The sequence below is a fragment of the Streptosporangium vulgare genome, from assembly GCF_042428775.1.
Lineage (GTDB): Bacteria > Actinomycetota > Actinomycetes > Streptosporangiales > Streptosporangiaceae > Streptosporangium > Streptosporangium vulgare.
Genome location: NZ_JBHMBS010000048.1, coordinates 1 through 13159, shown reverse-complemented (window position 1 = coordinate 13159; position 13159 = coordinate 1). Strand labels below are relative to the sequence as shown.

Below are 13159 nucleotides of genomic sequence, written 5' to 3'. Positions count from 1 at the left end.
AACCTATCCAGATTCCGACGGAGTGATCAGCTGATGACGTCGTACATCCCGAATCCGGTGGCGACGGTTACCGGCTCCTGGAAAAGCTCCAGCGGGGAGTCGGGACTGAACTTCCCGCTGTGCCGATAGGCGGCGAGCGTGCCGTCCTGGTGCAGCCCGAGCAGGTCGGGGTGCCCGTCCATGTCGATGTCGGTGAGCGCCATCAGGCGCATGTCCTGCCAGCCGGTGGCGACGGTGTGCCAGGTGCCCTCGGTCGTCGTGCCCGGCCTGCCGTCGAACTCGTACAGGGCGAGGTCGCCGTTGGCCCGGCGGACCAGCAGGTCGAGGTCGCCGTTGCCGGTGAAGTCGGCCATCGCGACGGGGAGGTCGTCGACGTCGATCTCGGTGAGCCGCACCGGATCCTTGTCGTAGGTCTCGTTGCGCAGGACACCCAGGTTGCGGTGGGGGAACACGTCCACGTTGCCGGCGTCCTTGCCCCGGCCGAACGTGTCGTCCGTGCCGGTGCCCGTCACGTCGGCGAACCCGATCGTCTCCCACTGCCGGCCGTCGTCGCGCCTGCCGGACACCCGGATCGGCTCGGCGAACGGGCCGATCTCACCCGGTGCGCCCAGGTTCCGCAGCAGGAAGAAGCCGTGCTCCCCGTTCTCGCCCGGGTTGATGTCGAACTCGTGGGCGCTGAACGCGCAGATGTCCGCCTGCCCGTTCCCGGTGGCGTCGATCGCGCGGACGAAGAAGAAACGCCACCATCCGAAACCCTCACCGATACTGACCGGTTCGTCGAAGGTGGCGGTGCCGTTGAATTCGCCGCTGTGCGGATAGACGAAGAGCTCGCCCGTTTCCGTGTTTCGTACGAGCAGGTCCGGCCGCCCGTCTCCGCGGAAGGACCGGCACTGACCGTTTGCGAAATTCGGTGCCATTCTTGTAGCTCCTCCCGCCGGGTTTACCGAACTTCAGTATTCGCGAGGCGGGATAAAGCGGGTAACCCCTAAGGGCCACTAAAAGCGCTGGTAGAGCCATCAATAGGGGGCGGGGACACGGCGACGCCCGGCGGGCCTGAGCGGCCGCCGGGCGTCGGGCGATGGGCGTCGGGCGTTGTGCCGGGTGCAGGGCGCCGAGTGCCGAGTGCCGAGTGCCGGGTGCCCGACGCCGTGTCGGCCCCCGGCCCTCGGCCCCCGGACACCGGGGGCCGGGCGTCGGTACCGCTGCCGTCAGGCGTCCCGCGAGCGGAACACCGCGAAGGCCACGATCAGCAGGACGGCGGTGAAGGCGGCCATCAGGCCGAGCCCCGTCCAGGGCGCCAGCCGCTCTGCGGTGGGGACGGTGGTGGTGACCCGGAGGCCGGCCGCGATCGGCCAGTACGTGCTCACCCAGTTTCCGACGGCCTCGGGCATGAGCCTGGGCCCGATGATGGGGATGATGAAGTTGACGGCCACCACCACGGTCGTGGCGGCCATCGTGTCGCGCAGCAGGCAGCCGAGCGCCACGCCGGTGAGGCCCACCAGGACCCAGATCAGTCCCATGCCGACGACGGCGCGCAGGACGCCGGGCTGGCCGAGCGCCGCGGCCGGGGCGCCGGCGGCGCCGATCACGCTCTGGCCGACGAGGAACGCCCCGAAGGCGGCGATCTCCCCCATCACCAGGGTGATCAGGCCGAACGTCCAGATCTTGGCGGCGAGCAGCCGTCCTCGCCGCGGGACCACGGTGAGGCTCGTGCGGATCATCCCGGTGGCGTACTCGGAGGACACCACCAGCACGCCGAGCGCGCCCACGGCGATCTGGACGAACAGGAACCCGCCGTACATGCTGATGTAGGTGGGGTCGAAGGCCGCTCCCGCCGCCTGGTGGCCCTTGGCCGCGCCGTTGGCGGTGAGCGCGCCCGCGCCCACCATGACGGCGACGGTCGCCAGCAGGATGGGGATGTTGGACGGGATCGTCCGGAACTTGGTCCATTCCGACCGCATCGTGTCCGCGACGGCGCTCATGCCGCGCTCGCCTGGAACTCGACGCTGTCGCGGGTCAGATCCATGTAAGCCTGCTCCAACGATCGTTGTGGTGTCAGCTCCGTCAGCACGACCCCGGCGGCCAGCGCGGCCTCGCCGATGCGCCTCGCCTCCAGCCCGGTGACGATGAAGGAGCCGTCGGTCCCTTCCTGGACGGAGCCGCCCGCCTCGACGAGGTGGGGGACGAGCCGGTCCTTGTCGTCCGTCCGCACCAGCACGTTGGAGCCCTGCCGGACGAACTCGCCGATCCCGATGTCCGCGATCAGCCTTCCCCTGCCGATGACGACGAGATGGTCGGCGGTCTGCGCCATCTCGCTCATCAGGTGGCTGGAGACCAGGACGGTGCGCCCCTCCCCGGCCAGCCCGCGCATCAGCTCGCGGATCCATTTGATGCCCTCGGGGTCCAGGCCGTTGACCGGTTCGTCGAACAGCAGCACCTTCGGGTCGCCGAGGAGCGCCACCGCGATCCCGAGCCGCTGGCCCATGCCCAGGGAGAAGGATCCGGCCCGTTTGCGCGCCACCGATTCCAGCCCGACCAGCTCCAGCACCTCGTCCACCCGTTTGCCCGGGATGCCGTTGGTCTGGGCCAGGCAGAGCAGGTGGTTGCGTGCCGTACGGCCCTTGTGCAGCGCGCGGGCGTCCAGCAGGGCGCCCACCTCACGCATGGGCCTGGCCACGCCCACGTAGCCGTGGCCGTTCACCGTCACGCTCCCGGCGTTCGGCGCGTCGAGGCCGAGGATCATTCGCATGGTCGTCGACTTGCCCGCTCCGTTCGGGCCGAGGAAACCGGTGACCCGGCCGGGCTCGACGGTGAACGTCAGGTCGTCCACGGCTGTCCTGTCGCCGAAGCGCTTCGTCAGTCCGTCTATCTGGATCACGTTCCCGTGCCTCTCGTGCGTGTTTTCCGATCAAGAGGTTCCCGCCCCGTCCGGCCCGTACGCGGGCACGGCGAGGGCATCGAGCATAGGGCGGAACTTGAGCCTGGTCTCCTGGAGCTCCACATCCGGGTCGGATCCCGCCACGATCCCGCAGCCCGCGTAAAGAGTGGCTGTTCCCTCGTACAGGTGGGCGGAGCGGAGGGCGACGGCGAAGTCACCCTCCTGGTCGGCGTTCATCCAGCCGACCGGGCCCGCGTACCAGCCGCGGTCGAAGGGTTCGGTCGCGGCGATCCAGTCGAGCGTTCCCTTCCGGGGGTGGCCGCCGACGGCCGGGGTGGGGTGCAGCCGCTCGACGAGGTCGAGCACGCTGGTGTTCTCCGGGTCGGCGATCTCGCCCTCGATGCGGCTGTGCAGGTGGCGCAGGTTCGGCAGGTCGAGCACGTGCGGCTCGGCGGGCACGGAGACCTCCCGGCACACCTGCTCGAAGGCGTGGCGGAGCATCTCGGTGACGACCTGCTGCTCGCGCCGGCACTTGTCGTCCTCCAGCAGGGCGGCGCGCAGCCGCGCGTCCTCGGCGGGGGTGGCGCCACGCGGCATGGACGCGGCCAGGCTCATCGACCGGGCCCGTCCGGCGTGCAGGCTGACCAGCCGTTCCGGGGTGGCGCCGACGAAGGCGTGCCCGTCGGCCGCGACGGCGAAGACGGTGGTCCCGGACCGCGTGCCGAGCAGGGACCCCAGCACGGACGGCACGTCGTAGGGACACGGCGAGCTCACGCGCAGCTGGCGGGCGAGGACGGCTTTGTCGAACCTGCCGCGGCCGATCTGGTCCGCCGCCCGCGCGACCAGCGCCTTCCACTCGGCGGCGGGAGGGATCTCCGTGACGGTCGTCCCGGCGAGGTGGGGGCTGGGGCACGGGTGCCCGCCCGCGGCGGCGAGCAGGCCGCAGGCCTGCGCGATCACCCGTGCCACGTCGTCCTGCACGGGGTGGGCGGGATCGACGCTCACGCTGAGCACGAGCGTGGTCCGTCCGTCCCGATCCCGGGCGACCAGGATCCGGGGCACCCACATCAGCGCCTCCGGGAGCGGCCCGGGGCGCGGGGCGAAGGCGAAGCCGCCGACCAGCGACGGCGTGGCGCGCGGGCCGGGTCCGCCGGTCACCGCGCTCTGGACGGTCCGCTCCCAGCTCGTCCGGATGCCGGAGAAACGGCCCGCGCCGCGTTCGACGAAGTCGGCCGCGCTGCCCATCGCGATCACGCTCGACTCCGGGGACATCCAGACGAACGCCCGCCTCGTCCGCGCGAACATCGGCACGAGGAGCCCGGCCGGATCGACGGGGTCGATCTCCTGGCGCCAGGTCGCCAGGGTCCTGCTCGCGTTGTTGCGCGCCTCGGCGGTCGCCTTCGCGTGCACTTCGAGGAATCCGGCCAGATCGATGTCAGGCAGGCGCGGACCGGCGTCCGGCGGGTACGGGCCGGTGCCCAGCGGATGCGGGCCGGCGCCCATCAGGTACGGGCCGGCGTCCGGCGTGCGCGGCTCGGTGTTCACCAGGTACGGGTCGGCGCCCATCGGGTTCGGGGCGGTGTCCGGCAGGTGCGGGTCGATGTCTGGCTGGTGCATGGAGAATCGTCCTCTGTTAACCGAACATACCCACGAGCTGTTTCTTGCTGACCTTGCCGAGCGGCGTGACGGGGAGCGCCTCGACGATCTCCAGGCGGTCGGGGAACTTGAAGGCCGCGACGCCGCGCCCGCGCAGGAACGCGGTGAGCTCCGCCAGCGTCGGAGGCGTGCCGCGGGGGACGACGCAGGCGCAGCTCCGTTCGCCGAGGATCTCGTCGGGCAGGCCCACGAAGGCGACCTCGCGGACGTTCGGATGGGCGAGGAGGTGGTTCTCCACCTCCTCCGCCGCGATCTTGTCGCCGCCCCGGTTGATCTGGTCCTTCACCCTGCCCTCGAAGATCACGTGTCCGGTCGGCAGCAGCCGCACCAGGTCGCCGCTCCGGTAGAACCCGTCCGCGGTGAACGACCGCGCGTTGTGCTCGGGCGCCCGGTAGTAGCCGCGGGTGGTGTACGGCCCGCGCGCCAACAGCTGGCCCACCTCTCCGGGGGCGACGTCGTCGTCGTCCTCGTCCACCACCCGTACCTCGTCGTCCGGCGAGACGGGCAGCCCCTGGCTGACCAGGACCACGTCCGCCGGATCGTCCGGCCGGTGGAAGCCGCACAGGCCCTCCGCCATGCCGAAGGCCTGCTGGAGCCGGCAGCCGAGGGCGGGCTCCACCCGGCGGGCCAGCTCGGGCTGCAGCTTCGTGCCGCCGATGGTCACGCGGCGCAGGCTGGAGATGTCGTGCTCGCCCCACTCGGCGGCCTCCATCCAGAGCAGGGCCGCGCCGGGGATGAGGCCGGTCTCGGTCACCCGCTCGCGCTCGATGAGCGGGAAGGACTCGTCCGGGCTGGGGCCCGGTGCCAGCACGAGTGTCCCGCCCGCGTGGAAGGTGGCGAGCAGCCCGTGGGTGAGCGGCCAGTTGTGGCTCAGCGGCAGGTTCACCATATGGACGGTGTTCTCGTCGTAGCCGCAGGCCTCGGCGACCGCGCGCCCGCTGTAGCTCCATTCCTGGTGGGCGCGCGGCACGAGCTTGGGGACCCCGGTCGTGCCGCCGGACAGCAGGAAGAGCGCCACCCCCGCCGGGTCGGGGCGGGGCAGGCCGGGCAGGGACCCGCCCCGGACGTCGTCCAGCGCCACGAAGCCGCGCGATCCACCCGGGCCGCCCCGGTCGCCCGGATCTCCCGCGACGAGGACGTGCTTGACGGTGGGTACGCGGGCGACGACCTCGGCGGCCAGCTCCCGGTAGTCGAACCCGAGATGCGTGTCCGTGATGACGTAGGCGACCGCCTCGGTGAACTCGCAGAAGTAGGTGATCTCGCTGCTGCGGTGCGCGGGCAGCGCCAGGACCGGCTGGGCGCCGATCCTGAACAGCGCGAAGAACAGCGTCACCAGCTCCGGCACGTTGGGCAGCTGCACGACGACGCGGTCTCCGGCGCCGATGCCGAGCTCATGCAGCCCGGCCGCCATCCGGTCGGTGCGCGAGTCCAGCTCGGCGTAGGTCCACCGGTGCGGGCCCGCCACGAGGGCGGTCCTGCCCGGGTGGGAGCGGGCCAGCCGCCGCAGGAACTCGCCGAGGTTCTCATCGGTCCAGTGGCCCGCCGCCCGGTAGCGTTCGGCGAACTCCTCGGGCCAGGGGGTGAATCCTTCGAGCACGGGGGTGTCCTTTCCGTCTCAGCCCGCGGCCGAGGCCGTGGCCTCGGCGAGCAGGTGTTCCGCCAGCTCGGCCGGGGTCGGGTAGTCGTAGACCGCGTCGGCCGCCAGCGCGATGCCGGTCAGCTCGCTGAGCCGGTTGCGCAGTTCCACCGCGGCCATCGAGGAGAAGCCGAGTTCGAAGAACTCCGCGTCGGGCTCGACCGCGCCGGGCAGCGGGAACTGCAGGATCGCGGCGGCCTGGCGGCGCACCACGTCGAGCAGGATGCCGTGGTGCTCCTCCGCCGGGCTGTCGTCCAGCAGGCGGCGGAAGGCTGCGACGCCGTCGACCACGTCCTCCGGTTCGTCCTGGAGGAGCACCGCCTCGGGGATGGCGTCCAGCAGCCGGGAGCGCGTCGCGGCGGCCAGCGCGATCCAGTCGGGGTCGGCGACGACGAGCGTGGTGTCCCCCTGGCGCAGCGCGTGCCGGACGGCCGCGACCGCGTCGGCCGGTTCCTTCAGGCCGACCGCGCCGGACAGCGCCGGCAGCCCCGCCTCGCGCCGCTCGGCGGCCAGCGCGTTGAAGTACTCGTGGTCCGACGCGCCGTCCTCGCCCCAGGCCGCCCGGGCCGGTGCCAGCATGACGAAGGCGGACAGGTCCGCCGAGCGGGTCCGCTCGTCGAACAACCGGGCCGCCTCCGGCGTCGTGCAGACGACGGCGGTCACCGGGAGATCCAGGAGACCCGCGAGACCGGCGAGACCCGCGAGATCGTCGCCGATCGCCCGCACGACCACGCCGGGCTCGTCCGCGAGCCTGGCATCGGGCTCGGTGAGGACGACCTGGTCCGCGCCGTTGCGCGCGGCCCACCTGCCCAGCTCGGCGGTGGTCTCGTCGAGCGGCCCGGCCAGCACGACCGTGCCGCTGGGCCGCCATTCCGCCCCCAGCGCCGTCCCCCGGAGCGGTGCCGGTCGCAGCCTGCGCGCGAACACCCCGCCGAGCCGTACGGCGAGCTCGTCCTCCCCGGTCACGCCGGAGAGCACCACGCACAGCCGGCGCAGCACGTGCTCGTCCAGCCTGGCCGGGAGGTCGATCAGCCCGCCGTCCCGCAGCAGCCCCTCGCGGGCCATGGTCCTGAGCGTGCCCCATGTCCGTACGGTCACCGGCACGACGTCCCCGTCGGACGGCGCCACCCGGACCGCGCCCCGCGTGAGCACCCAGACCGGCGCCGAGCCGGGAGCGATCTCGGGAAGGGGTGCGCCCTCGGGCAGCAGGTAGACGACGCCCGCCACCCCGGCGTCGGAGGCGGGAAGCTCTGGGAGCACGACGGTGTCGGCGCCGTGCGCGGCCAGCCCGGCCGCGAGCGCCCGGCCCGCTCCCGCGGAGTCGTCGGGCGCGACCACCGGCCAGGTTCCCGACAGGACCGGCGCGGGCAGGTCGGTGAGCGGCTGCCAGCCGAGCTGGTAGCGCAGACGCTCGTGCTCGGCTCCGGTGTTCCCGCCGCCGTGCAGCCTGGCCAGCGCGGGCAGCAGGTCGTCCAGCGTGGCCCCCGCGCCGAGGCCGAGGGTGGCGAGCAGCCCGTCCAGGTCCTGGCGCGCGACGGCGTCCCACAGCTCCCGGTCGGGCGGCGCGGCCGCCCCTGCCGACCCTGCCGGCACCGACGACACCACCGAGGGCGGGTCGGGCCAGTAGCGCTGCCGCTGGAAGGGGTAGGTGGGCAGCCGCACGGTCGCGCCCGCGCCGACGACCGCGCCCCAGTCGACGTCGGTCCCGTGCGCGGAGACCCGCGCCAGCGCCTCGAGCAGCGAGGCCGCCTCCGGCCGGTCGCGGCGCAGCGCCGGAACGGCGACCCCGGTCCAGCCCTCCACGCAGTCGCCGACCATGGCCGACAGCACGGCGTCGGGGCCGAGCTCCAGGAAGGTGGTGACGCCGCGGCTCCGCAGCGTCCTGACCCCGTCGCAGAAGCGCACGGCCTGCCGCAGGTGCCTGGCCCAGTACTCCGGCGAGGTCAGCTCCTCCGTGGTGGCGGGCTCGCCGGTGACGTTGGAGATGACGGGGATCGCGGGCGGATGGTAGGTCAGCCGCCTCGCGACGTCCAGGAAGTCCTCCAGCGCCGGCTCCATCAGCGGCGAGTGGAAGGCGTGGCTGACGGCGAGCCGCTTGGTCTTGTGCCCGCGCCCGGCCAGCAGCTCCGCCAGCTCCAGCACGCTCTCCTCGGTGCCGGACAGCACCACGGAGGCCGGGCCGTTGACCGAGGCGATGCCGGCCCGGTCCTCGTACCCGGCCAGCAGCGGCAGCACGTCGGCCTCCGCCGCGCGCACCGAGACCATCGCCCCGCCGGGCGGCAGCGCCTGCATCAGGCCGCCGCGCGCGGCCACGAGCGTGACCGCGTCGTCCAGCGACAGCACGCCCGCGACGTGCGCGGCGACGAGCTCGCCGATGGAGTGGCCGGCGAGGAGGTCCGGGCGCACCCCCCAGGCCTCCAGGCAGCGGAACAGGGCCACCTCGACGGCGAACAGGGCGGCCTGGGTGTAGCGGGTCTGCTGGAGGAGGGCGGGGTCGCCGGTGATGACGTCGCGCAGCGGCCGGTCGAGGTGCCGGTCGAACCGGGCGCACACCTCGTCGAACGCCGCCGCGTACTCCGGGTAGGCCGCGTACAGCTCCTCCCCCATCCCCTGCCGCTGGCTGCCCTGGCCGGTGAACAGGTAGGCGAGCCTGCCGCGGGCGGCCGAACCGGTGATCACGTTGTCCGCGGGCCGCTGGGCCAGCGCGGCGTCCAGCCCGGCGGTGAGCTCCTCGCGGGTGGCGCCGAGCACGACCATCCGGCGTTTGAACGAGGAGCGCGTCGTGGCCAGGGACCGGGCGACGTCGGCCGCCGAGTGTCCCGTCCACGACTCCAGGTGGCCGCGCAGCCTGCGCGCCTGGGCCTGCAGCGCGTCCTGCGTCTTGGCCGACAGCACCCACGGGATCAGCGGGCGCTCGGGCGCGTCCCGCGTCTCCGCGGGCTCCTCCGGCGCCTGCTCCAGGATGACGTGGGCGTTGGTGCCGCTGATCCCGAAGGACGAGACGCCCGCCCGGCGCGGCCGCGCGGTCTCGGGCCACGGCGTGGCCTCGGTGAGCAGGCGCACCGCGCCGGCCGACCAGTCCACGTGCGTGGTCGGCTCGTCCACGTGCAGGGTCCGCGGCAGCACGCCGTGCCGCATCGCCATCACCATCTTGATGATGCCCGCGACACCTGCGGCGGCCTGGGTGTGGCCGATGTTCGACTTGATCGAGCCGAGCCACAGCGGCCGGTCCTCGGGCCGGTCCTGGCCGTAGGTGGCCACGATGGCCTGCGCCTCGATCGGGTCGCCGAGGGTGGTGCCGGTGCCGTGTCCCTCGACGGCGTCGACGTCGGCGTTGGTCAGCCGGGCGTCGGCCAGGGCCTGCTCGATCAGCCGCTGCTGGGAGGGGCCGTTGGGAGCGGTGAGCCCGTAGCTGGCGCCGTCCTGGTTGATCGCGCTGCCGCGCACCACCGCGAGGACCTGGTGGCCGTTGCGGCGGGCGTCGGAGAGCCGCTCCACCAGGAGCATGCCCACGCCCTCGCCCCAGCCGGTGCCGTCCGCAGCCTCGGCGAAGGACTTGCAGCGGCCGTCGGCGGCGAGGCCGCGCTGGCGGCTGAAGTCGACGAAGACCGCGGGGGTGGAGAGCACGGTGACGCCGCCGGCGAGCGCGAGCGAGCACTCGCCCCTGCGCAGCGCCTGCATCGCCATGTGCAGCGCGACCAGCGAGGAGGAGCACGCCGTGTCCAGGGTGACCGAGGGGCCCTCGAAGCCGAACGCGTAGGACACCCGGCCGGAGGCGACCCCGGCCGAGACGCCGGTGCCGACGAAGCCGTCCAGGTCACTCGGCACGTTCTGCAGGTGCACCCCGTAGTCGTGGTACATCAGCCCGACGAACACGCCCGTGCTGCTGCCGCGCACGGCGGCCGGGTCGATGCCCGCGTGCTCCAGCGCCTCCCACGAACCCTCCAGCAGCAGCCGCTGCTGGGGATCCATCGCGACGGCCTCCCTCGGGGAGATGCTGAAGAACGACGGGTCGAACGCGGTGGCGTCGTAGACGAACCCGGCCTCCCGCGCGTAGGTGGTGCCGGGGTGCTCGGGGTCGGGGTGGTAGAGCTCGTCCAGGTTCCAGTTGCGGTCGGGGGGGAACATCGACATCGCGTCGCCCTCCCCGGCCACCAGGTTCCACAGGTCGTCCGGGCCGGTGACGCCGCCGGGCAGCCGGCAGCTCATGCCGACGATGGCGATCGGCTCCTCCGCGTCGATCGCGCTGTGGGCGGACACGGCCGCCTTCGGGCCGTCGAGGAGCCTGCCGCACAGATACTGGACGAGGGCGACGGGCGTCGGATAGTCGAAGATCAGCGTGGCGGGCAGCCGCAGGCCGGTGGCCGCGTTCATCCGGTTACGGAACTCCACCGCCGTCAGCGAGTCGAAGCCCGCCTCGTTGAGGGGCCGGTCCTGCTCCACGGCGCTCGGGTCGGGGTAGCCGAGCACGGTCGCCACCTGGTCGAGCACCAGGTCCATCACGACCTTGTGGTGCTCGCTCTCCGGCAGGCGGGCCAGGCGCTCGCGCAGCTGCGACGCGGCGGCCGGGTCGGAGCCGACCACCCGCCGCTTGGAGACCGGGACCAGCCCCCGCAGGATCGCGGGCAGCGCGCCGAACTGCGCCGCCATCCGCAGGTTGCGCAGCTCCAGCCGGATGGGGACGAGCGTCGCCCGGTCGGCGGCGCAGGCCGTGTCGAGCAGGGCGAGGCCGTCCTCGGTGGTCAGCGGGACGACTCCGGTACGGGCCAGCCTGGCCCGGTCGGCGTCGCCGAGGGTGCCGGTCAGCCCGCTGTCCTGCTCCCACAGGCCCCAGGCCAGGGAGAGGGCGGGCAGGCCGAGCCCGCGCCGCCGTACGGCGAGGGCGTCGACGAACGCGTTGGCCGCCGCGTAGTTGCCCTGGCCGGGGCCGCCGAAGACGCCCGCGGCCGAGGAGAACAGCACGAACGCGGAGATCGGCAGGTCCTTGGTGAGCTCGTGCAGGTTCAGCACGGCGTCGGCCTTGGGACGCAGCACGGCGTCGATCCGCTCGGGCGTCAGGGTGGCCAGCACGCCGTCGTCGAGCGTGCCCGCCGCGTGGACCACCCCGGTGAGCGGGTGCTCCGCGGGGACGGTGGCCAGGACGTCGGCGAGGGCCTGGCGGTCGGCGGCGTCGCAGGCGGCGACGGTCACCTCGGCGCCGAGTTCGGCGAGCTCGGCGACGAGCCGGGCCGCGCCCTCCGCGTCGGGGCCGCGACGGCTGGTCAGCAGCAGCCTCCGCACGCCGTGCCCGGTCACCAGGTGGCGGGCGACGAGGCCGCCCAGGGTGCCGGTGCCCCCGGTGATCAGCACGGTCCCACCGGCCTCCCAGCCGGTGGTGCCGGTCTCGGCTCCGGGCTCTGCTTCAGGGGGGGCGACCGGGTGGCGGGCGAGCCTCGGGACGAGGACCTCGCCCTCGACCAGGGCGGCCTGGGGTTCTCCGGAGGTCGCGGCGGCCGGGACGGCCCGCCACGACGCGTCCGTGCCGTCGACGTCCAGCAGGACGAAGCGGCCGGGGTTCTCCGACTGCGCCGAGCGGATCAGCCCCCACACGGCGGCGCCGGGCAGGTTGTCGCCCGCCACCACTCCCTCGGTGACGACGACCAGGGGGACGTCGGCGTACCTGTCCTGGTCGAGCCAGGACTGCGCCACCGCGAGCACCTCGGTGGTCGCCGCCCGCGCCCCGTCCGCCGGGTCGGCGTCGGTGACCGGGCCGCACGGCAGGAACGCGAGCCTCGGCAGCGGCCCGTCCGGGTCCGGCGCGTCGACCCGGGCTCCGGCCGCCTCCAGGACGGTGCCGAGCCGCGAGCCGTCGCCGCCGGCGATGACGTAGTGCGCCTCGCCGGGCTCGGCGGCCGCCACGGGCTGCGCCGCGACCCAGTCGAGGGCGAAGAGCGCGTCGCGCAGCGGGTCGGTGCCCGCCTTGAGGTCCCCGGCGGCCAGCGCCCGTACGACCAGTGAGTCCACGCAGGCGACGGGCGTGCCCGCGGTGTCGGCGACCTCGACGCGGACGCCGTTCGTCCCGGCGGGCGAGAGCCGCACGCGCAGGGCGGCGGCGCCGGTGGCCGCGAGCCGCACGTTGGTCCAGGCGAACGGCAGCATCGGGCCGCCGGAGGACCCTGAGGACTCGGCGTCGAAGAAGCCGCCCACGGCGAGCGGCTGGATCGCCGCGTCGAGGAGGGCGGGGTGCAGGCAGAACTCGCCGGCCCCGGTGCCCTCCGGCAGCGCGACCTCGGCGAAGATCTCCCGGTCCCTGCGCCACACCGCGGTGAGCCCGCGGAAGGCCGGGCCGTAGTCGACGCCGATCCCGGCCATCAGCTCGTACACGTCGCCCGCCTGCAGGGCCGTCGCGCCCGGCGGCGGCCAGGAGGGCTCGGCGAAGGTGGCCGCGACGGTGTCCTTGGCGAGGAAGCCGCTCGCGTGCCTGGTCCAGGGTTCCTCGTCGGCGCGGGAGTGGATGGTCAGCGCGCGCCTGCCGTCCTGGTCGGGCGCGCCGACGGCGATCTGCACGTGTACGCCGCCGGTGGCGGGCAGGACCAGCGGCGCCTGCAGCGTCAGCTCCTCCAGCAGGTCGCAGCCGACCTCGTCACCCGCCCGTACGGCCAGCTCCACGAAGGCGGTTCCCGGCAGGAGCACCTGCCCGTTGACCGCGTGGTCGGCGAGCCACGGATGGGTCTTCAGCGAGAGCCTGCCGGTGAGCAGGACGCCCTCCGCGTCGGCGAGCGACACGGCCGCGGCGAGCAGCGGGTGCCCGGTGGTGCCGAGGCCGAGCTGCGCGAGGTCGCCGCTGGTCTGGACGCTGCCCGGCCAGTAGTGCTGGTTCTGGAAGGCGTAGGTGGGCAGGTCCACCCGGCGAGGCCGGGCCGGGGCGATGGCCCGCTCCCAGTCCACCTCCCCACCACGCACCCACACCTCGGCCGCGCTCGTCCACAACCGGCGCAACCCACCATCAT

At 73.7% G+C, this 13159-nt stretch carries 6 protein-coding genes; all 6 read right to left on the bottom strand.

The window, feature by feature from the left end; genetic code table 11:
- Window positions 1-26 precede the first annotated feature (26 nt).
- The 6 genes from ACFFRH_RS42430 to ACFFRH_RS42405 all read right to left on the bottom strand — a co-directional run bounded on the left by ACFFRH_RS42430 (window position 27) and on the right by ACFFRH_RS42405 (window position 13148).
- Window positions 27-917 (bottom strand): FG-GAP repeat domain-containing protein, encoded by an 891-nt coding sequence (locus ACFFRH_RS42430; RefSeq protein ID WP_386163733.1) that lies wholly within the window; start codon window positions 915-917, stop codon window positions 27-29.
- Between the two features lie 291 nt (window positions 918-1208).
- Window positions 1209-1982 (bottom strand): ABC transporter permease, encoded by a 774-nt coding sequence (locus ACFFRH_RS42425; RefSeq protein ID WP_386163731.1) that lies wholly within the window; start codon window positions 1980-1982, stop codon window positions 1209-1211.
- Window positions 1979-2878: an ABC transporter ATP-binding protein gene (locus ACFFRH_RS42420; protein ID WP_386163729.1), complete on the bottom strand. Its 900-nt coding sequence runs from the start codon at window positions 2876-2878 to the stop codon at window positions 1979-1981. Before ACFFRH_RS42420 ends, ACFFRH_RS42425 begins: the two co-directional genes overlap by 4 nt.
- 30 nt (window positions 2879-2908) lie before the next feature.
- Window positions 2909-4495, bottom strand: coding sequence for an isochorismate synthase (locus ACFFRH_RS42415; RefSeq protein ID WP_344745929.1), 1587 nt, complete (start codon window positions 4493-4495; stop codon window positions 2909-2911).
- A gap of 16 nt (window positions 4496-4511) precedes the next feature.
- On the bottom strand, window positions 4512-6131 hold the full coding sequence (locus tag ACFFRH_RS42410) for a (2,3-dihydroxybenzoyl)adenylate synthase (RefSeq protein ID WP_344745930.1): 1620 nt from the start codon (window positions 6129-6131) through the stop codon (window positions 4512-4514).
- 18 nt (window positions 6132-6149) lie between these two features.
- The gene (locus ACFFRH_RS42405) at window positions 6150-13148 is read right to left on the bottom strand and encodes a type I polyketide synthase (RefSeq protein ID WP_386163726.1); all 6999 of its coding nucleotides are present in this window, start codon (window positions 13146-13148) and stop codon (window positions 6150-6152) included.
- Window positions 13149-13159: the final 11 nt, after the last annotated feature.